This window comes from Neorhodopirellula pilleata (genome assembly GCF_007859915.1).
Lineage (GTDB): Bacteria > Planctomycetota > Planctomycetia > Pirellulales > Pirellulaceae > Rhodopirellula > Rhodopirellula pilleata.
Genome location: NZ_SJPM01000033.1, coordinates 1 through 25,472, shown reverse-complemented (window position 1 = coordinate 25,472; position 25,472 = coordinate 1). Strand labels below are relative to the sequence as shown.

The window sequence follows — 25,472 nt, the reverse complement described above, 5'->3', positions numbered from 1 at the left end:
CACGGGCAACTACATCGGTACGAACGCCGCTGGCACGGTGACCAATGGTAGTGGTGAGAACGGCATCCTGCTTGAGTCTGGTGCCGCCAGTACAACGATCGGCGGTACGGGCACGGGGCTGGCGAACGTCATCACCGACAGCGGAAGGACCAATACGACCTACGACGCGGGTGTCTACATCGCAACCACCGCTGGGACAGGCAACTCCGTCATCGGCAACAGTATCTACGGCAATGCGGGCATTGGCATTGATCTGGGAGCCCCCGACATCACCGCCAACGACAACCTCGATCCCGATAGCGGCGGGAACAACCTGCAGAACTTTCCTGTCATCACTTCTGCAGAAATGAACTGGTCGGGAACTACCGTCGTCGTCAGTGGATCAGTCAATACGCTCGCAAGTTTAACCGGTGTGGTGATCCACTTTTATGCGACGCCACCGGCGGGCGATCCCAATCGTCGTGAAGGAAAGAAATACCTTGGTTCCACAACCGTCAACACCGATGCCAGTGGCAACGCGAGCTTCACCGACATCACTCTGTCGGGGTTCTCCGGTGCGGTAGCCGATGGTGAATTAATTACGGCCACAGCAACTTACAGCAACAGTACCTCGGAGTTCTCCGCAGGATCAGCGGCGACTACAATCCCTGATAATGTGCTGCCGAACTTGGTCGATGACGCATTTGAGGTTGGGCTGGGTACCGTGACGACCGGCAGCGTGTTGACCAATGATAGTGACGGCGATGGTGGTACTCTGAGCGTCATTGACTACACCGATCCAACGACCGGAACGATCACTTACAACAACGACGGCACGTTCACCGTCGCCGATAGCAACGGCCACTACGGCTCGAATTCATTTTCCTATCGGGCCGATGACGGACAAACCGGACTGAGCCACTACTACGGTTTGAATGGCGACGGAACTGATTCGGTCGGCGGCAACGATGCGACCAGCATCAATGGTGATGCAAGCTTTGGAGAAGGCAGTTTTGGTGAAGGGATCTGGTTCGACGAAGCAGGTGACTACGCTCTCCTGCCGGATTTCACCTATAAAAGCGAGTTCACGGTCAGTTTTGATTTCAAAGTCGACGACAATTCCGGTTCACTATTTCAATATATCTACAGTCACGGGACCGTTTCGACGAACAACAGTTTGAACATCTATATCGGCGAGGCGAGCCACCCTTCTCTCGCAAATGAGTTGTTCACGAATATACAAGACAGCAACGATGCCGCTTACGCTCAGGAGTTGAACTTTGACATCAGCGGAATCATTGGCGACGGCCTATGGCACAACTACACGCTTACCGTCGGAGGGACCGGAACTCAGGTCTATCTCGACGGCGTGTTGCAGGCGTCCGATGCGACTCGGGGCACGGACGGACTTGATCCGACCACCGGACTTTACCTTGGTGGTCGCCAAGACCTTGACGCCGATCGTTTCTACGGCGGTGGGCTGGATTCACTGCGAATTCATGATCAAGCTCTGTCACCCGGCGAGGTCGCCGATCTAGCCGAATTAGACCACAGCATCGCCGACGTAGTTCTGCAACCGGTGGGAACGTTTGCCAGCTCGGCCACCTCAGGCGGATTGAGTATCAACGACGATGGTGGCAACGATGTCTATTTGATCGCTGATGCGTCGCCCTTCAGTGGCCAGAACGAGATCACCATCGAGGTCGAGTTTTCGGCAGACACTGCGGCGTCTGGATTGACGACGTTGTTCTCCTACGCCGACGTGTCCAACCAAGATGAATTATTCTTTGGCGTCGATTCTGGTGGCGAGTTGTTCTTCCGCACCAGCGAGAATGGCGGGGCTGGATACGGAAGCATCACGCATGCTGCAGGGCTTTTCGACGGCGAAACGCACACCCTCGCGGTGACTTGGGAGAATTCGACAGGTATTTTGAAATTCTATGTCGATGGTGAAGAACTCGGCCTTGGTCGCAATAACTATCAAACCGCCACAACCATCGACGCCGGCGGTACCGTTGTTATTGGCCAGCACCAGGGTTCACCAGAGTCATCCTTCGTCACGGCTGACACGTTCTCAGGAACGGTTCACAGCATCCGGCTCTTCGATCATGTGCGGACCGGCCAGCAACTCGTCGCCAGTTACCGCAGCGACCTTCCACACGATGAAAGCGGCATGCTGGCCCAATGGAGCTTTGACAACCTCTCCATCGATGGCGTGGTAACCGAAACCGTCAGTGGCATCAACCTGAAGCTGAAGCATACCACCGAACCCGGCTTCACCGCCAGTGAAGCATCGCTGACGTTCGCGGTCGATGAAAACGCACTCGACGGCACGGTCGTTGGGCAGTTGTACGGTGTCGATGCTGAGCGCGAAGCTCAAATCGCTTCGTTGTTAGCCGCTGACGCAAACTTGCGGTACAACGCTCAAACTGGCAAGTTCTACCAAGTCGTCAACTCAACAGTCTCATGGTCGACAGCGTTGACCAACGCAAATGGGACTTTATTGGATGGCATTGCCGGTAGTCTCGTTCGCATTGATTCGGCCAGTGAAAATGCTTACGTCCAGAGCCTGGCCGCTGCCATCGGAGGCAACGTTTGGATCGCGGCAGCGGATCAGGTCACGGAAGGATCATGGCAATGGTACGACGGAACCACTGCAACGGATGAGTTCTGGTCAGGAAACTCGACCGGACATCGAACAGCCAACTTGTATACGAACTGGGCCTCCGGTGAACCGAGTGCCGGCCAAGCAGACGAAGACTTTGGACGACTGCGACACACCGACGGACAATGGCTGGATACAGTCAGCACCAATTCGCATCGATACATCATCGAATGGAACGCCGACGCGGTGCTCGACACAACCAACGCGTTGACCTATTCCATCCAATCGCAAAGCGTGGCGGGTGCCTTTGAAATCGATGCCAGCACGGGCGAGATCCGTGTGGCCGATGGAACGTTGCTGGACGCCGACACCCTGGCGACGCACAGCGTGACCGTTCGAGTCTCCGACTCCGAAACAACGCCCAACACTTATGACGAAACCTTCACGATCTCGTTGAACAATCTGGTCGAAGCGAACAACGCGCCGACCGATCTTTCCAGCGGCATCGAGCTGAACACCGATGGCGGAAACGATGCGTATCTGCAGGCCAGCAACGGCGATGCGATTCTCGGCGGGCTCAGCCAATTGACATTCGAAACACGTTTCCAAATTGAAAACGGTGCTCAGCCAACGTTTGCCTCCTACGCATCGGCGGGTCAAGCCAACGAATTCAACCTGTATGTGAATTCCGGCGGCAACCTTGCCTTTCATGTTAATGGATCCTTTGTCGCCACGTCGTTGTCTCTGACGGACTTCAATGACGGCGACGTTCATAGCCTGGCATTTAGCTGGGACAACACGGCCGGTGCATGGAGTATCTACCTCGACGGCCAATTGGCGGACTCGGGCACAGGCCACGCCGTTGGCGCTACGCTCGATGCCGGCGGCACTCTCATCCTGGGCCAGGAACAGGATTCGTTAGGTGGTGGCTTTGAAAGTACCGAAGCCTTTCAGGGAACGCTGTACGACGTCCGCATCTGGAACGAAGTCCGCAGCGAAGCCGAGATCGCGCTGAACTATCAGAACAAGTTTGACAGCGGCAGTTTGCCCAGCGGCCTGGTCGCCAACTGGCAGATGGATGGCTTTAACGGATCGAACCAAGTCGTCGATGTCGTCTCGGCCAACAACCTGAGCATCGGTCACGCAACTGGAGGCGGCTTCATCGCCAGCACGCCGGTCGAAGACTTGCACATCAGCGAAAATGCCGTCGGCGGAGCCAGTGTTGGCTTCGTCGTGCCGAGCGATCCGGATGCGCCGCGGGATATCGTTTCGGGCGGGAAATTCTTAAATGCTACTGGTATAGATATCCAGGCTGGAAATTCAGTTGGTGATTGGACAGTGACAAAAGGCAACATTGATGTCTCATACTACGAAGGCGGGCCAAATGGAGGGGTGGGAATTGATCTTCACGGCGCCAGCGTCGCCGGAGCGATCTCGCAAACGCTTGCGACCGAAACCGGACGGCAATACCAAGTCGTCTTCGCAATGAGTGGCGACTGGAACGGCGGAGATACAGTCAAGGATCTTCGCGTTAGTCTCGGTGGAGAAAGTCACGACTTTCAACTTGAACAGCCCGACGGTTGGTCGACGAGCAACTTGCTTTGGTCAAACCGATCGGCAACGTTTACAGCGGATAGCACGTCGTCGGTACTGACTTTCGAATCGTTGGACGCTGACGGGAATCGAGGGCCTTTCGTCACTGAGATTCAGGTTATCGAAATCCCGCAAGCGGTCAGCACGATCTTGAACAACGATCCGACTCTGGATTACGACGCGGCGACGGGTAAGTTCTATCGGTTTGTCGATACGATCACTCAGCCGCTCGATGCGATCAATTCGGCCACTTCGGCGACGCTGAACGGAGTCAATGGACAACTGGCAACCATCCGTTCGGCCTACGAGAACGAGCTGATCCGATCGTTTGCCCAGCAAGTGGGCGGCGACGTGTTGCTCGGCGGTCGAGACGCAACGACCGAGGGCGATTGGTACTTCCTGGATGGAGCAACCGAAAGCGAACAGTTCTCGACGGGTTCAACGGCACAAGCAGGCTACTACACCAGCTGGAGAACTGCTGAACCCAACGGCACGACATCGGAAAATCACCTTGCAATCGGCACCGACGGGAAGTGGCTGGACGTCCCCGACAACCAATCGCGTGCCTACGTCATCGAATGGGACGCCAGCGAAGTGCTGTCCAGCTTTACGTTCAGCCTGACCGATGACGCGGGCGGTGCTTTTGCGATCAACAGCAGCACGGGCGAAATCACTGTTGCCGATAGTTCGCTGATCGATTTTGAAACGGACAGTGCTCCCAGTATCACGGTGCAAGTCACCGACGCGGCGGGCAACAGCTATAGCGAAACCATGTCGATCGCCGTGGTTGATGCCTACGATGCGAGCCAGACCGTTCCCGGTCCGCAGTTCATTGTCGAAGGCCAGACACTAACGTTCAATGCTGCAAACGGCAACGCTATCAGTGTCTCTGATTCAGCGCCTGGTACTGATTCGTTGATGCAAGTCAGACTATCGGTCAACAACGGTTTGCTGACGCTGTCGCAAACGACCGGTCTGACAATCGTGGAAGGCACCAACGGTAGCGGCAGTTTGGTCGTCAACGGCACCGAGTCCGATATCAACGCGGCTCTGGAAGGCATGACCTTCACGCCGAACGCGGGTTTCAGTGGTGAAGTCGCCTTGAATATGACCACGGCGCTGGCTGCTGATTTGCAAGGTCATTATACGTTCAACGATGGGACTGCCAACGATCAAGCGGCGGGAACGGCGGATCACGGAACGCTCAATGGTGACGCGGAGATCGTCAACGATGCCGAGCGTGGCCAAGTGTTGAGCGTTGATGGTGACGGCGACATGATTACGGTCAATGGTGCCTATGGCGAGCCGCAAGATGTGACGTTGTCGACATGGGTCAACATTACGGCGATTGATTCTGGCGGTGCGACGTACATTGAACTGGGGTTAGGTGTCGGAATCTGGACTGCCCCTTTTGGCGCCTACAACATGGGGGTTCAGGCGTTCGCTTACGATGGCAGCACGTTCCAAACCACTGGCACGACCGAAAACATCATCGGAACCGGTTGGCGTCACTTGGCCATGACTCATGATTCGCTCAGCAATACACTTTCGCTGTATCTGGACGGTCAACTCGTCGGTGAACTTACAACGACCGGGCCGTTGGACTACGGCCCTTCCCCAATCACCACGATCGGTGGACACAGCACGCTGGATCGTGACGTCACGGGAATGTTGGACGACGTCCAAATCTTCAGCCGTTCCCTCTCTGCAGATGAAATCGCGGCGATCGCCAACGAGCAGGTTCAAGGAACGGGGCCCGCCGAGGTCGTCGGGCCCAATTTGAATAGCACGTTCGGCCAACCCAATAGTGACGCAAGCGCTCTTAACCTGCTATTCATCCACAATGGCTTCGGGGGTATGTCCAGTGACGGAACGATTACCTCGCTGCACCTTGCTCCCGACGGCGATAGCACGCCTGTCGATCTGGACTTCTTGGTACTGCGCCCCAGTGGCGGTGACTTTGAAGTCGTTCATCGCGTCTCACTGACCGACAGCGATATTGTGTCCACGGACGGCAACGGTGTTCGAACGTTCAATGTCGGATCGCTGGATGTCCAAGCCGGCGACGTGATCGGTCACTGGTCCTCGAGCGGCCCCGGAGCCATTCCGTGGTCTGGCGGATCGGGCGGATCGACCGCGTGGTCCAGCTACGCCAGCAGCAGTCTGGATGTCGGCAACACTGTTCAGGAGAGTCTTAACACTGGTTCAACTCCGAACCGCGTCTACGGCCTGAACGTGGTCTTCGAACCAGCCAACACGAACCTGCAAACCAGCGACAGCGTCGCGATCACGGTGAACGCCGTGAATGATGCTCCGTCGTTTGAGGCCGGTGATGGTACGGTCGTCCGCGATATCAATGGTGGCAGCTTCGATGACGAAGGTCGGGCGGTCGTGGTTCAACCGGACGGGAAATATCTGGTCGCAGGGTCCGCCTACAACGCCAGCGACACCGATTTCGTCATCACGCGGTACAACGCCGATGGCAGTATCGACACCTCGTTTGGCACCCTTGGGAATGTGATTCTGGATGTGACCAACGATGACGGGGCCACTCACCTCGCCCTTCAGGATGATGGCAAGATCATCGTCGCTGGAACGACCAATGGTAACGTGAACGTCGACATCATCGTGATCCGGCTGAACGCCGATGGATCACTGGATACAACCGGCTTTGGAGGCGGCGATGGCATCTTCACCTACGATTCAGGATCGGCTGACTTTCTCGGCGGCGTCAACGTCTTGTCCAACGGCAAGATTGTTGTGTCGGGAAACAACGCCAGTGATTTGACGCTGATTCAGCTGGACAGCGATGGCACGCTGGATGGCACGTTTGGAACCGCCGGAGTGGTGACGACCGATGTGGCTGGCGGCGACGACCGGGGCGGCGCGATGGTGATCCAGAACGACGGCAAGTGGCTGGTGACGTCCTACGATTTCAGCACTGGCATGAGCGTGTTGCGTTTCAATCCAGATGGTTCGCTGGACACCACCTTCGGCGGCGGCGACGGTAAAGTCACCACGTTGGTGGGGACGAGTACGAACTTGGCCACCAGCATCGACGTTGCTGATGACGGTTCGATCTTCATTGCCGGACGAGCCAACACGGGCGGTTCAGGCAGCGATTACGCGTTGGTCAAGTACGATTCGCTTGGAAACCTCGATACGGGCTTTGGCACCGGCGGCATCGTGACGATCGACCGTGGCGGCACGGAAGAAATCAACGCCATCAAACTGCAAAGCGACGGCAAAATTGTTGCGGTTGGACAGGACGCCAACGGGACTTTGCGCGGTTCCATCCTGCGTTTCGATGCCGACGGAAGCTTGGACAACACGTTTGGTACCAACGGAGAAATTATTTTCTCGACTGGCGGTTTCCACGAGTTTTTCGGTGTCGACATCACGTCCGATGACAAGCTGATCATCACCGGGGTGATCAACGACGATTTGGTCATCGCTCGTTACAACTCCGACGGCACACTGGACGAACGATTCAGTCTCGAGAATACGATTGACGGCAATCCGACTTACGTCGAAGGCGGAGCCGCAGTGGTGCTGGATGCCGATGTCGAGATCTTCGATCGAGAGCTCAGCGAAACCGACAACTTCGATGGTGCAACCCTGACGATCGTCCGCGACGGCGGAGCAAACTCAGACGATGTGCTCAGCTTCAACGACGGCAATGGCATCACGCTGTCAGGCAGTGACCTGATCAAAAACAGTCAGGTGATCGCCACATTTGACGCAACCACGACGGCGGGTCAGTTGGTCATCACCTTCACCGATGCCAACGGTGAGACACCGACGAACGACGACGTCAACGCGATCATGCAGCAGATCGCCTACGCCAACAGCAGCGAAACTCCGCCGGACAGCGTCGATCTTGATTGGACGTTCGATGACGGCAACAGCGGAGTTCAAGGGACTGGCGGCGCGCTCAGTACGACCGGCTCGACAACAGTCAATATCACCGAAGTCTACGCGTCGAGCACTTCCGACGACGATATCATCGTCGGAACCAGCGGAGCGGACAGCCTCAATGGTGGCGCGGGCAATGACATCGTCCTTGGTGGCGCCGACATTCTTGGCAATGGAAACTTCAACGGTACCAGCGTTGATACTCAGTACGCGGTCACCGGAACCAACAGCGGCTGGACGATCAGTGGCGGGAACGTTGACTTCCTCGGCCGCGATTACGATCCGTTGCGACGTCCGACCGATGCCAACGACGCGGACTTGCGAGCGGTTGACTTGCACGACGCGACGATTTCGCAGAGCCTAACCGGGCTGACGATCGGCGAAACGTACAGCGTCGCGTTCATGATCGGTGGCGAAGCGTCAGGCGTTCATTCAGTCAATGTTTCGACCGATGGCACAACGGCAGGCACCGAGTCCATCAGTGCAACGATGCCCGGCGGCAACACGTTGGGCACGATGGACTGGCAGGCTCGCGTTTACACCTTCACGGCAACCAGCACCTCACACACGCTCAGCATCGCTTCCACCACGGGCAGTGCCACCGACGGACCGCTGATCGCCGGCGTGCGGATGGTGGCTCATTCGGCAGCCAGCGGCAACGATACCCTTCGCGGCGGAACAGGCAATGACGTCGTGATCGGCAGCGGTGGCAACGACACGGTCTATGGTGACGCAGGTGTTGACTATCTGTTCGGTGGCGATGGCACGGACTACTTCTATGCCAGCGACGATAGTGAGGCCGACACGATTGACGGTGGCGAAGGCGCTGACAACTACTACACCTACGCCAGCAACACGGCGGAGAACTATCGCGACTCGGGAACGGTCGGCAATGATCAATTGATCTTCAGCAGTACCAGCGGCCTGTTCATGCTGGAGGATACGTTCAATCTGGCGTTGACCGGCGTGGACCAGATTCAGAGCTATAGCGCCAGCTATCCGGTCGAGATCGGTCAGTCGACTCATGGAAGTGCGCTCAACTGGGACTTTACCGGCATCAACCTGACTTACGTCAATCAGATTTACGGTGGTACGCAGGGTGACACGATCATCTACGACGACGGGGATGCCAGCATCGATGTGTTTGGCTACGGCGGTGATGACGTGATCATGACCGGCGACGGCAGTCATATCGTTTACGGTGGTACGGGCAACGACACGATCACAACCGGAAACGGTAGCAACACGATCTACGGTGAGGCGGGCAACGACACGATCACGACCGGCAGCGGCAACGATACGGTTACTGGTGGTGCGGGCAACGACACGATCGATGTTGGTCAGGGCAGCAACAACGTTGATAGTGAAGGTGGCTACGACATCATCGTCTCGGGTGCTGGAATCAATGATCTCGATGGTGGTTCCGAGGGCGACATCGTGTTGTCGGGGGTTGATCTTTTGGGTGCTGCGGGCGATTTCAACACCAGTTCGACCGCAACCGAAAACGCGGTCACGGGGACCAACGGCAACTGGACGGTCACTCAGAACAATGTGGACTTCATTGCCAATGGTGACGGCAGTTTGGCCGTTCCCGGTGGCGGACGTGCGGTGGACCTCAACGGTGACAGTGGTCAAGGAGCGATCGAAACGACGCTGACGACGGTGGTGGGTCGCACTTACACGGTGGCGTTCTTCTTGGGCGGTGACGGGACGGGCGTCTATTCCTTACAAGCCGCTGCGGCGGGTGTGACTCGCGATATCTCGGCGACGATGCCGGGTAGTAATGGCTTGTCGAACATGGCTTGGGCCGGTCGTGGGTTCACGTTCAAGGCAACGGGCACGACGACAACGTTGAGCCTTCAATCGACCTCCGGCACGGCAGACGATGGACCGATCATCGCGGCGATGCGAGTCATTGATACCACTGAACTCGCTGGCAACAGCACGCTGCGTGGTGGCAGCGGCGATGACGTGGTCTCTGGGGGCGAAGGCAACGATGTGATTTACGGCGATGCGGGTGTGGATTACCTGTTCGGTGGAGAGGGTGTCGACACTTTCTACGCCAATGACGACAGCACGACGGACATCATCGACGGCGGTGAAGGTTCGGATGATTACTACACTTACTCAAGCAGCACGGCCGAGAACTATCGTGACTCGGGAACGGTCGGCAATGATCAATTGATCTTCAGCAGTACCAACGGCCTGTTCATGCTGGAGGACACGTTCAATCTGGCGTTGACCGGAGTGGATACGATTCAAAGCTACAGTTCCAGCTATCCGGTTGAGATTGGTCAGTCGACCTACGCCAACGCGCTCAACTGGGACTTTACCGGCATCAACCTGACTTACGTCAATCAGATTTACGGTGGTACGCAGGGTGACACGATCATCTACGACGACGGGGATGCCAGCATCGATGTGTTTGGCTACGGCGGTGATGACGTGATCATGACCGGCAACGGCAGCCACAGCGTTTACGGTGGTACGGGCAACGACACGATCACAACCGGAAACGGTAGCAACACGATCTACGGTGAGGCGGGCAACGACACGATCACGACCGGCAGCGGCAACGATACGGTTACTGGTGGTGCGGGCAACGACACGATCGATGTTGGTCAGGGCAGCAACAACGTTGATAGTGAAGGTGGCTACGACATCATCGTCTCGGGTGCTGGAATCAATGATCTCGATGGCGGTTCCGAAGGCGACATCGTGTTGTCGGGCGACGACTTGCTTGGTGCTGCGGGTGATTTCAACACCAGTTCGACCGCAACCGAAAACGCGGTCACGGGGACCAACGGCAACTGGACGGTCACTCAGAACAATGTTGACTTCATCGCCAATGGTGACAGCAGTTTGGCCGTTCCCGGTGGCGGACGTGCGGTCGACCTCAACGGTGACAGTGGTCAAGGCGCAATCGAGACGACGCTGACGACCGTGGTTGGTCGCACTTATACCGTGGCGTTTTTCTTGGGCGGTGACGGGACGGGCGTCTATTCCTTACAAGCCGCTGCGGCGGGTGTGACTCGCGATATCTCGGCAACCATGCCGGGCAGCAATGGCTTGTCAAACATGGCTTGGGCCGGTCGTGGGTTCACGTTCAAGGCAACGGGCACGACGACAACGTTGAACCTTCAATCGACCTCCGGCACGGCTACCGATGGGCCGATCATCGCGGCGATGCGCGTGATCGATACGACAGAAGTCGCTGGCAACAGCACGCTACGTGGTGGCAGCGGTGACGATGTGGTCTCCGGTGGCGAAGGAAACGACCAGATTTACGGCGATGCAGGCGTCGACTACCTGTTCGGTGGAGAGGGCATTGACACTTTCTACGCCAATGACGACAGCACGACCGATGTGATTGACGGCGGTGAAGGTTCGGATGATTACTACACTTACTCAAGCAGCACGGCCGAGAACTATCGCGACTCGGGAACGGTCGGCAATGATCAATTGATCTTCAGCAGCACCAGCGGCCTGTTCATGCTGGAGGATACGTTCAATCTGGCGTTGACCGGAGTGGACCAGATTCAGAGCTACAGTTCCAGCTTCCCGGTCGAGATCGGTCAGTCGACCTACGCCAACGCGCTCAATTGGGACTTCACCGGCATCAACCTGCTCTACGTGAACCACATCTACGGCGGTTCACAGGGCGATACGATCATCGTTGACGATGCCGATTTGAACGTCCTGTATGGCTTCGGTGGCAATGACATCCTGATTGACAAGACGGGCACCAATACGATCTATGGCGGTAGCGGTGACGATCAATTGACGGGCGGCGCGGGCAACGATTTGTTGTACGGCGATGCTGGTTTTGACACGGCCAATTTCGATGGCGACTTCGCCGACTACACCGTCAATAGAAGCAACTACACGGGCAACAACAACAGCGGCTATGTCCGGGTCCACGAAGTCAGCATCAATGGCGTCGACGAAGGCAATGACTTCGTTTACGGAACGGTCGAACAACTGAGTTTTGCCGATGTTAACTACGAGATGTCCAGCGGCGTCGTGACGTCCGCAGTTTCCGACACCGATGGCGATGGCTACGACGACGATGTCGACTTGGATGACGACAATGACGGCATCTTGGACAGCGTGGAAGATGCGGGTGGCACGACGACGTCGGCTCCGCCGGAGATTTCCAACTGGACCAACGTTAATGGAACGTCCGTCACCGGCGGCGATGGCACGCTGACTTACAACTACGACGGATCACAATCGAATACTTGGAGCATTTCAACTCATTCGGACGATTTCTCGACGCTGGGCTACGAAGATTCGTTCAAGTTCAGTTTCACCGCCGACAATGCCACCTATGGCAACGTGATGATTGGGCTGAATGAGGCTGGCACGGACGACGGGACAGGAAACTGGACCGACATCGACTACAAGTTCTACTTCGCGGGCGCGAACTATTACATCTATGAGGGTAGCTCGAGCATTGTTGGAGCAACGGCATTCTCCGCTGGTGATGTCTTCACCATTGAAATCGACGGAACAAGCGTCGAATATCTGCGTAACGGCGTCAGTCTCCGCACCACAACGACAACCGCTGGAAAAGACTACTTTGTCGACAACTCGTTCTACGACAACGCCTCACCATCCACCTATTCGTTCTCCGATATCACGTTAACGAATCTGGACGATTCCACCGCGGACACGACAACGCTTCCCGACACCGATGGTGACGGGATCATCAACAGTCTGGATCTGGACAGCGATAACGATGGCATCGCGGATAACATCGAAGCTCAAACGACCGCGGGCTATGTCGCACCGAACTTGGTTTACGACGCAAACGGTGTCGACACGGCATACAACGGCTTGCCCGGCGGTGGACTGACGCCGGTTGATACCGATAGTGACGGCATCGCAGACTTCCTCGACCAAGACAGCGACAACGACGGCGCGGGTGATGCGTTGGAATCAGGAATCGCCTTCACCAGCGATGCGACTTACCTTGATCCCAACGGCAGCATTAACGATCCGGCCAATGATCTGGACGACACGTTCGGCACCAGCGAACTGGACTACCGCGAATCGGGTGTCCCGGCGACTCCGCCAACAGATCTGTCCAGCGGCATCGAGCTGAATACGGATGGTGGGAATGATGCGTATTTGATCGCCGATGACGGTGGCGCAATTCTGGGTGGCAGAGACGCCTACACGGTCGAGTTGAGTTTCGCGACGACGAAACCTGACTGGCAGGTATTGCTGTCCTATCGGAATGCACCGACTGGGATCAACGAAGACGAACTTCGCATCGGTTTGGGTGATGGCTTTCTGAATCTGCACTCCGTCAATGCAGGGCCAGACGCGATCAATCTGTCAGGCTTCGACTATAACTCGCTGCGTGATGGACAACGGCACCAGTTGGCCGTCAGTTGGGATGCAACGAATGGTAACGTGTTCGTCTACGTTGATGGCGAACTGGTCGACCAAGCCACCGGCTTCCGTGTTGGTGACCCATTGGAAGCAGGCGGGACGCTGGTGATCGGTCAGGAGCAAGATTCTGTCGATGGTGGCTATTCTGTCGGCCAAGCGTTCCACGGCACGCTGCACGACGTTCGCATTTGGAACATCGCCCGCAGTGCCGACGAAATTGCGATTAATCATCAGCACTCGTTTGACGTTTCTCCGACCGAAGCTGCTGCAATGGGATTGGTGGCCAATTGGCAGATGCAGTTTGATGGTTCAGGGGAAGTCGTCGACAGTGTCAGCGGCAACAACCTGAGTGTCAGTCATGCCACCGGAACGGGCTTCGTCGCCAGCACGCCGACCGACGAATTGCACATCAATGAAAACGCGGTCGCGGGCAACCGCGTTGGTTTTGTCACACCCAGCGATCCGGATGTTTACCAAGACGTCCTCAGCGATGGCTTGTTCACCGAAGCGACCGACCCGGCAACCTTCACCACCTTCACTTCCGGGCAAACCATTGGCCAGTGGACGGTGGCGGGAAGCGGTGATGTGCATCTTCACAACGCCGATGGTGTTTACCAAGACGAAACGCCACTGGGCGGCAACACGGTTCACTTGCCGGCCGGCACGAACTCGGCGATCGAGCAAGACGTGGTTACCGAAGCGGGTCGTCAGTATCAAATCGTGTTCAACGCGTCGGGATCATGGGACACCGGCGGTGCGAAGACATTGCGCGTGGCGGCGGATGGCCAGTCGCAGGATTTCACGTACGATTCGGCTCCCGGCAATTACAACTTTGCCGACAGCATCATCTGGGAACCCGGTTCGCTGACGTTCTTCGCCACCGACGACTCGACCACGATCCGCTTTGCCGAAATCTCCGACTACACGGGCCAAGGCATGCTGGTGTCGGACATCCGCGTCGTCGAAGTGCCATTGGCGGTGACGAAGATTCTGGGTGACGATTCGACGCTGTCGTACGATGCGGCGACGGACAAGTTTTATCGGTTGATCGACACCATCACGACGCCCTTGAACGCGATTGACGCGGCGACCTCCGCCACCATCAACGGTGTGTCCGGTCAACTTGGAACGGTCCGCTCGGCGTATGAGAATTCGTTGATGCAGGACTTTGCACAGCAAGTTGGCGGCGATGTGTTGTTGGGCGGTCGAGACGCGACGAGTGAGGGTGATTGGTACTTCCTCGATGGAGCCAGCGAGGGTGAACAGTTCTCGACCGGCTCGACGGCTCAAAACGGCTTCTACGCCAACTGGCGAGCCACCGAACCGAATGGGTCGACTGGGGAAAACCACCTTGCGGTCCGTCCAGACGGTGAGTGGCAGGACGTGCCTGACAATCAAAGCCGAGCCTACGTCATCGAATGGGACGCCAGCGAAGTCCTGTCCAGCTTCACGTTTAGCCTGACCGACGCCAACAACAACTTTGAAATCGACTCGCACACTGGCGAGATCACGGTTGCGGCCACCAGCACGTTGGACTTTGAAACGAACACATCCCACAGCGTGACGGTCGACGTCACCGATTCACTCGGCCAGACGTACCAAGAAACGATCACGATCCAAATCGAAGACGGCGTCGAAGCGGCTCAGGTCGTTCCCGGTGCTCAGACGGTCAACGAAGACGAAGTGCTGACGTTCAACATTGCCAACTCCAACGCGGTGACGGTCAGCGATACGTTCGCCGGAACCGAAGCGACGTTGCAAGTTTCGCTGTCCGTCAACGATGGCGTGCTGAACTTGTCGGGACTGACCGGCATCACGATTGTCGAAGGTACCGATGGCACCGGCAGCCTTGTCTTCAACGGCACCGAGTCGGCGATCAACGCGGCACTGGAGGTAATGACTTTCACGCCCGACGCCAATTTCAACGGCAGCGTCACGCTGAACATGACGACGGCCATTGCGGCTGACTTGGCTGGACATTACACGTTTGAAGGCGGCAACGCGGATGATTCTTCGGCGGGCACGGCGGACCACGGAACGCTGATCGGTGACGCCAACATCACCGACATCGGCGGAACGCGTGGCGAAGTGTTGAACTTGGATGGTGACGGCGACTACGTGCAGATCAACAGTCTGTATGGCAACCCGCAGAATGTAACGCTCGCCGCGTGGGTGAATTTCAGTACGGTTGATACCGCAGGCGGCGAAGTGATCAGCCTTGGTGATAACGTCGCGCTCCGCGCATACAACGCAGCGACCGGAGGTGTCACCGGCTTCATTTATGACGGCACGACATGGGTCGAACTGCACACGACGATGGACATTGTCGCGACCGGTTGGCGACATGTTGCCTACGTTTTCGATGATGCAAATGATGTTCACCAGTTGTTTGTCGACGGTGAATTGATCGGACAGCAAAGCACATCGGCAAGCGTCTCGTACACGCGAGGAACCAACACCACGATCGGCGGTCACGGCAACGGAGGAACCGAGCATGACTTCAACGGCCAGATCGATGAAGCTCGCGTATATGCGCGAGCGTTGACCGCAGAAGAGATCGCGGCCTTGGCGTCCGATAACGCAGAAGCCTCGGGCACCATCGCCATCACGGTCGATGCGGTCAACGACGCACCAGTCGTGACGGCTCCCGGATCGGCATACAGCTTTACCGAACAGGGCAGCCTTGCCATTCACGGCACGGGTTTCAGTCTTGCGGATGTGGACGATAACGGCGGCACGCTAACGGCAACCTTCAGCGTCGGTGAAGGACGTATCCTGATCGACGCTGGTGATTCCGGCGTCGATGTTTCCTCAGGTACGTTTCTGACATCCGGCAATGGTACGGACAGTGTCACGTTCACCGGTACGAAGGCACAGCTCAATGCCCTACTGGCTGGAGCATCCAGCGGAACGATCGAGTATCTGAACGATCAAACGGTGGCCAGCGACACACCATCGGCTTCAACGACGATCACGCTGACGGTGAACGATGAAGGCAACACGGGCAGCGATCCGGGCGACACCGGTGACGGCAGCAGCGAAGTACATTCTGCGTCGCAAACGATCAACATCACGGACGTCAACGATGCCCCGAATCTTCTTGGACCGGAGTTGATTGCCAACGGAGACTTCGGAACAGGCGACCTGAGTGGCTGGTCAACCACGGGTCAAGTCGACTACAACGCGGGAGGACTGCGATTCGGAGGTGCCAACGTTGCCGGGCCGCACACCGCTTCGCAAACGATCGCAACCACCATTGGCACGACCTATCAGTTGACCTTTGATTATCGTGATGACCGGAATGATTTCAATCAATCGCTACAAGTCACGGTAGACGGTTCGAGCAACCTGCTAACGACCGAACAAATTGTGACGGACGTCGAAGGGAGTAGTAGCGTCCGATATACGTTTACTTTCACGGCAGATTCTAATTCCTCAACGATCACCTACACGGACACATCTGATACCGCAGGGCTATCGAACGACACAGCCGCAACGGACGGGCGCGTCGACAATGTCTCGGTCCGACAAGCCGGCGGACAGCTTGGCTCAGTGGCTTTCACCGAAGACGGATCGGCCGTCACGCTCGACAGTGACGTCACGCTGTTCGATGCTGAAATTGATGCAGCGCTCGATGACTTTGATGGCACAACACTGACGCTGGCTCGTAACGGCGGAGCCAACAGCGACGACGTGTTCTCGGCCAGCGGCAATCTGGTTTTGAATGCGGGTACGCTGGAGCTTTCGTCCGTCAACATCGGCAGCTACACCAATACCGGCGGCCAGCTCGCGATCACGTTCAATGGCACAGCGACTCAGTCACAAGTCAACGAAGTCCTGCAGTCGATCCAGTACGCCAACACCAATCAGAACCCTCCTGCCAGCGTGCAGATCGACTGGACGTTCAACGACAACAACGACGGCTCGCAGGGAACCGGGGGAGCTTTGACGGCGACCGGTCACACCATCGTCAACATCACGGCCGTCAACGACGCACCGGTTATTACCGGTGGGCCAGACACGTCATCGCTGACCGAAACAGATGCTGGATTAACCGATAGCGGTACGCTGACCGTCACGGACGTCGACCAAGCCGACAATGTGACTGCCGCCGTCGATTCGGTCGTCGTGACAGGCACCGGCTCCGGCAGTGTGCCGGGAACGCTGAACAACGCGGCGATTGCGTCGTTCCTATCCGTTTCACCGACGGCGATTCTGGACAACACCGAGACCTCCGCGACGCTGACATGGAACTTCAACTCCGGCAGCGAAGCGTTTGACTTCCTGGCCGATGGTGAGACGTTGATCCTGACCTACACCGTCAGCGCGACCGACGATGACGGCACGCCAATGAGTGATACTGAAACCGTGACGGTGACGATCACGGGAACCAACGACGGTCCCGATGTGTTTGTGGATACGGGTGATTCGAGTTCGGGAACACTGATCGAAACTAATTCAACACTAATCGATTCTGGAACGTTGACGGTCGCCGACTCTGACTTAACTGATGTGGTGACGTCGACCGTGACCGGTGTGGTTGCCAGTGGCACGACGACCGGACTGGGCAGTGATAACACGGCTCTATTGGCGATGATGACATCGACGGCCAATGTGCTCGATGCGACGGAGCTTGCCGACACGTTGACTTGGGCGTTTAACAGCGGCAGCGAAGCGTTTGATTACCTGGCAACCGGTGAGTCATTGACGCTGACGTACACGATTGAAATCGAAGACAGCCAAGGTGCCACCGATACGCAGGATGTTGTCATCACGGTCAACGGAACAAACGACGCGCCAGTAATTACTGGTGGACCGGATACTTCGGCGCTGACGGAGACCAACGCGGGACTGACTGATAGTGGCACGTTCACGGTGACGGATCTTGATCGGACCGACAATGTGACTGCCGCCGTCGATTCGGTCGTAGTGACTGGGACGGGTGCAAGCAGTGTGCCGGGTACGCTGAACAACGCAACCATTGAGTCTTTCTTGAGCGTTTCACCGACCGCGATTCTTGACAACACCGAGACCTCCGCGACGCTGACATGGAATTTCAATTCGGGCAGCGAAGCGTTTGACTTCCTGGCCGATGGCGAGACGTTGATTCTGACCTACACCGTCAGCGCGACCGACGATGACGGCACGCCATTGAGTGATACCGAGACGGTGACGGTGACGATCACGGGAACGAATGACAATCCCGACGTGTTTGTCGATACGGGTGATTCAGCAGCCGAAACGCTTACTGAGACGAACACGACGCTGACCGCCACGGATACGTTGACGGTCGCCGACTCTGACTTAACTGATGTGGTGACGTCGACCGTGACGGGTGTGGTCGCCAGCGGCACGACGACCGGACTGGGCAGTGATAACACGGCCTTGCTGGCCATGTTCAGCTCGACGGCAAATGTGCTCGATGCGACGGAGCTTGCCGACACGTTGACGTGGGCGTTTAACAGCGGCAGCGAAGCGTTTGATTACCTGGCAACCGGTGAGTCATTGACGCTGACGTACACGATTGAAATCGAAGACAGCCAAGGTGCCACCGATACGCAGGATGTTGTCATCACGGTCAACGGAACGGCTGATGCTCCTGTGATCACCGGTGGACCGGATACGTCTTCGCTGACGGAGACCAACGCGGGCCTGACCGATAGCGGCACGTTAACGGTGACCGACCTGGATCGAAGCGACAACGTGACGGCGGCGGTGGATTCAGTCGTCGTGACAGGAACGGGTTCAAGCAGTGTGCCGGGTACGCTCAATAACGCAACCATTGAGTCTTTCTTGAGCGTGACTCCGACGGCGATACTGGATAGCACCGAGACGTCGGCAACGCTGACCTGGAATTTTAACTCCGGCAGCGAAGCGTTTGACTTCCTGGCCGATGGTGAGACGCTGGTTCTGACCTACACCGTCAGCGCGACCGACGATGACGGCACGCCATTGAGTGATACCGAAACCGTGACGGTGACGATCACGGGAACCAACGACGGTCCCGATGTGTTTGTGGATACGGGTGATTCGAGTTCGGGAACACTGATCGAAACTAATTCAACACTAATCGATTCTGGAACGTTGACGGTCGCCGACTCTGACTTAACTGATGTGGTGACGTCGACCGTGACGGGTGTGGTCGCCAGCGGCACGACGACCGGACTGGGAAGTGATAACACGGCCTTGCTGGCCATGTTCAGCTCGACGGCAAATGTGCTCGATGCGACGGAGCTTGCCGACACGTTGACGTGGGCGTTTAACAGCGGCAGCGAAGCGTTTGATTACCTGGCAACCGGTGAATCGCTGACGCTGACGTATACCATTGAAGTCGAAGACAGCCAGGGGAACACCGATACGCAGGATGTGGTCATCACGGTCAATGGCACCAACGACGCGCCAGTAATTACCGGTGGACCCGATACGTCTTCGTTGACGGAGACCAACGCGGGCCTGACCGATAGCGGCACGTTAACGGTGACCGACCTGGATCGAAGCGACAACGTGACGGCGGCGGTGGATTCAGTCGTCGTGACAGGAACGGGTTCAAGCAGTGTGCCGGGTACGCTCAATAACGCAACGATTGCGTCGTTCTTGAGCGTTTCTCCAACGGCGATTCTTGACAACACCGAAACGTCGGCCACGCTGACCTGGAATTTTAACAGCGGCAGCGAAGCGTTTGACTTCTTGGCCGATGGTGAGACGTTGATTCTGACTTACACGGTTAGTGCGACCGACGATGACGGCACGCCGCTGAGTGATACCGAGACCGTGACCGTCACAATCACGGGAACCAACGACGGTCCCGATGTGTTTGTCGATACGGGTGATTCGAGTTCGGGAACACTGATCGAAACTAATTCAACACTAATCGATTCTGGAACGTTGACGGTCGCCGACTCTGACTTAACTGATGTGGTGACGTCGACCGTGACGGGTGTGGTCGCCAGCGGCACGACGACCGGACTGGGCAGTGATAACACGGCCTTGCTGGCCATGTTCAGCTCGACGGCAAATGTGCTCGATGCGACGGAGCTTGCCGACACGTTGACGTGGGCGTTTAACAGCGGCAGCGAAGCGTTTGATTACCTGGCAACCGGTGAGTCATTGACGCTGACGTACACGATTGAAATCGAAGACAGCCAAGGTGCCACCGATACGCAGGATGTTGTCATCACGGTCAACGGAACAAACGACGCGCCAGTAATTACTGGTGGACCGGATACTTCGGCGCTGACGGAGACCAACGCGGGACTGACTGATAGTGGCACGTTCACGGTGACGGATCTTGATCGGACCGACAATGTGACTGCCGCCGTCGATTCGGTCGTAGTGACTGGGACGGGTGCAAGCAGTGTGCCGGGTACGCTCAATAACGCAACGATTGCGTCGTTCTTGAGCGTGACTCCGACGGCGATACTGGATAGCACCGAGACGTCGGCAACGCTGACCTGGAATTTCAACTCCGGCAGCGAAGCGTTTGACTTCCTGGCCGATGGCGAGACGTTGATTCTGACCTACACCGTCAGCGCGACCGACGATGACGGCACGCCGCTGAGTGATACCGAGACCGTGACCGTCACAATCACGGGAACCAACGACGGTCCCGATGTGTTTGTCGATACGGGTGATTCGAGTTCGGGAACACTGATCGAAACTAATTCAACACTAATCGATTCTGGAACGTTGACGGTCGCCGACTCTGACTTAACTGATGTGGTGACGTCGACCGTGACGGGTGTGGTCGCCAGCGGCACGACGACCGGACTGGGCAGTGATAACACGGCCTTGCTGGCCATGTTCAGCTCGACGGCAAATGTGCTCGATGCGACGGAGCTTGCCGACACGTTGACGTGGGCGTTTAACAGCGGCAGCGAAGCGTTTGATTACCTGGCAACCGGTGAATCGCTGACGCTGACCTACACGATTGAAGTCGAAGACAGCCAAGGTGCGACGGAAACTCAAACCGTTGTCATCACGGTCAATGGAACAAACGACGCGCCAGTAATTACTGGTGGACCGGATACGTCTTCGCTGACCGAGACCGATTCTGGCCTGACTGACAGCGGTACTCTCACCGTCACCGATCTGGATCGAACTGACAACGTCACCGCAGCCGTGGATTCCGTGGTGGTAACAGGCACGGGGTCGGGCAGCGTTCCGGGGTCGCTGAACAACGCAACGATTGCGTCGTTCTTGAGCGTTTCTCCAACGGCGATTCTTGACAACACCGAAACGTCGGCCACGCTGACCTGGAATTTTAACAGCGGCAGCGAAGCGTTTGACTTCTTGGCTGATGGTGAGACGTTGATTCTGACTTACACGGTTAGTGCAACCGATGATGATGGTACGCCGCTGAGTGATACTGAAACCGTGACCGTCACGATCACGGGAACCAACGACGGTCCCGATGTGTTTGTGGACACCGGCGACAGTGCAGCCGAAACGCTGACCGAAACCAACACCACGCTGACCGGGACGGATACGTTAACGGTCAGTGATTCGGATCTGACCGATGTGGTCACCTCGACCGTGACAGGCGTGGTTGCCAGCGGCACGACAACGGGACTGGGCAGTGATAACACGGCGCTGCTGGCGATGATGACATCGACGGCCAATGTGCTCGATGCGACAGAGCTGACCGACACGTTGACTTGGGCGTTTAACAGCGGCGCGGAATCATTCGATTACCTGGCGACCGGCGAATCGTTGACACTGACGTACACGATCGAAGTCGAAGACAGCCAAGGTGCGACGGACACGCAAGACGTCGTCATCACGATCAACGGAACCAACGACACTCCGGTCATCACCGGTGGGCCTGATACTTCGGCGCTGACGGAGACCAACGCGGGGCTGACTGATAGCGGCACCTTCACCGTCACCGATCTGGATCGGACCGACAACGTGACCGCAGCAGTGGATTCGGTGGTGGTCACGGGAACAGGTTCGAGCAGCGTGCCGGGGACGCTCAACAACGCGACGATTGAATCGTTCTTGAGCGTCACGCCAACAGCGATTCTGGATAACACCGAAACCTCCGCCACGCTGACTTGGAACTTCAATTCGGGCAGTGAAGCGTTTGATTTCCTGGCCGATGGCGAGACGTTGATTCTGACCTATACGGTCAGTGCAACCGATGATGATGGAACGCCACTGTCGGACACTGAAACGGTGACCGTGACCATTACCGGAACGAATGACACGCCGAATGTGTTCGTCGACACAGGTGATTCGGCGGCCGAGACGCTGACGGAGACCAATACGACGCTTAGTGTGACGGACACGCTAACGGTCGCCGATTCTGATTTAACAGATGTGGTCACATCCACAGTGAGTGGTGTGGTTGCCGGTGGTACGACGACGGGTTTGGGCAGCGACAACACCGCCTTGCTGGCCATGTTCAGCTCGACGGCCAACGTGCTCGATGCGACGGAGCTTGCCGACACGTTGACTTGGGCGTTCAACTCGGGCAGTGAATCGTTTGATTACTTGGCGACCGGTGAATCGCTAACGTTGACGTACACGATCGAGGTCGAAGACAGCCAGGGTGCGACGGATACGCAGAACGTTGTCATCACGATCAATGGGACCAATGACGCTCCGGTGATCACCGATGGGCCGGATAACGCTGGGCTGACGCCGACCGGTTCGGGCTTGAGCACCAGCGGTACGCTGACCGTGACGGATCTTGACCTGTCCGATAACGTTGCCGCCGCCGTGGACGCGGTTGCCATCAGTGGAACGGGCGCCGGTAACGCGCCGGGGGATTTGGATAATCCAACCGTTCGATCGTTCTTGACCGTTTCGCCATCCGCTGTCCTGGATGGAACCGAAACGACGACTGCCCTTTCATGGGACTTCGATTCCGGTAGCGAAACGTTCGCGTTCTTGTCCACAGGGGAAACCTACGTGATGACCTTTACGGTCAGCGCCACTGACGATGACGGCACTCCGCTGTCGGATACTGAAACAGTCACCATCACTGTGACGGGCGGAAACAATGCACCGATCATTTCGATCCAAGCCGGTGACAGCGCCGCCGAAACACTTGCCGAAACCGACACTGCACTAATAGCCACGGATACGCTGACTGTTAGTGATTCGAACGTGTCAGACGTCGTCACTTCGGCCGTGACCGGCGTGGTTGCGAGTGGAACGACAACCGGGCTGGGAAGCGATAACACGGCACTGCTTGCGATGTTTACGTCCACGCCAACGGTACTGGATAATTCAGAAACCAGTGACACGCTCACGTGGAATTTCAACAGTGGCAGTGATGCGTTTGATTACCTGGCCACCGGCGAATCACTGACGCTGACGTACACCATCGAAGTCGAAGACAGTCAGGGTGCGACGGATACTCAAACCGTCGTCATCACGATCAATGGCAGCGCCGATGCTCCGGCCATCACAGATGGACCAGATTCTGTTGGTTTAACCGAGACCGACGCGGGACTGACGAGCAGTGGCACGTTGACGGTCACCGATCTCGATCGAAGCGATAACGTCTTGGCGGCGGTCGATTCCGTGGCTGTTTCGGGAACCGGATCAGCTAGCATTCCTATCACGCTCGACAACGCCACGTTGCAATCGTTCTTGAGTGTCACGCCCTCCGCGATCTTAGATAATACCCAAACGATCAATACCCTGACGTGGAACTTCAACTCCGGCGTCGAAGCATTCGACTTCCTCGCTGAGGGCGAAACCGTGGTGTTGACCTATATCGTTAGCGTCACCGATGACGACGGCACGCCATTACGCGATACCGAGACGGTGACGGTCACGATCACCGGTACCAACGATTCGCCAAGCGTGTTTATCGATGCTGGCGATAGCGCCGCCGAGACCCTCGGCGAGAACGGATCGACTCTCAGCACCAACGGCACGCTGTCGGTCGCCGACTTGGATCTGACCGATTTGGTCGGATCCACCGTCACCGGGGTCGTTACCAGTGGCAACACGACGGGCTTGACCTCTGACAACGCCGCCCTGCTCGCCATGTTCAACTCCACCGCCAGTGTGCTCGATGCGACCGAAACGGGCGATCGACTCACCTGGAGTTTCAACTCCGGCAGTCAAACGTTCGATTACCTGTCGGCCGGCGAATCATTGACGCTGACCTATACGATTCAAGTCACCGATAGTCAGGGAACAACGGACACTCAAGACGTCGTGATCACGATCAACGGTACCGCCGACGCCCCCGTCATCACCGGAGGACCGGCGACTTCGGCGTTGACCGAAGCCGACTCTGGTTTGACCGATAGCGGCTCGTTCACCGTCACCGATCTCGATCGAAGCGATAACGTTCTGGCGACGGTCGATTCGGTGGCCGTCTCGGGAACCGGATCAGCTAGCGTTCCGGTCACACTCGATAACGCCACGTTGCAATCGTTCTTGAGCGTCACGCCCACGGCGATCTTAGACAACACCCAAACAACCAATACCCTGATGTGGAACTTCAACTCCGGCGTCGAAGCGTTCGACTTCCTCGCCGAGGGCGAGACACTGGTATTGACCTACACCGTCAGTGTCACCGATGACGACGCCACGCCACTGAGTGATACGGAGATCGTCACCGTGACGATCACGGGAACGAACGATCTACCCAACGTGTTCGTTGATGCCGGTGACAGCGCCGCTGAAACCCTGACCGAGACCGATTCGACGCTGACCAGCACCGGGACGCTCAGCGTGACGGATCTCGATCTGACTGATGTGGTGACTTCCACCGTAACCGGAGTCGTCGCCTCCTCCACCACCAGTGGACTCGGCAGCGACAACGCGGCATTGTTAGCCATGTTCACGGCCACCACCAACATCATTGATTCCACCGAGACCGGCAACACTCTGACTTGGAACTTCAACTCCGGCGGCGAAGCATTCGACTACCTCGCCACCGGTGAAACGTTGATGTTGACCTACACGATTCAGGTCACCGACAGTCAAGGAACCACCGACACGCAAGATGTCGTCA

1 protein-coding gene is annotated in these 25,472 nt (G+C 57.1%); it reads left to right on the top strand.

The features are described 5' to 3' along the window. On the top strand, positions 1 to 25,472 hold a 25,472-nt coding region (locus Pla100_RS28940), incomplete at both ends, for a LamG-like jellyroll fold domain-containing protein (protein ID WP_146582650.1).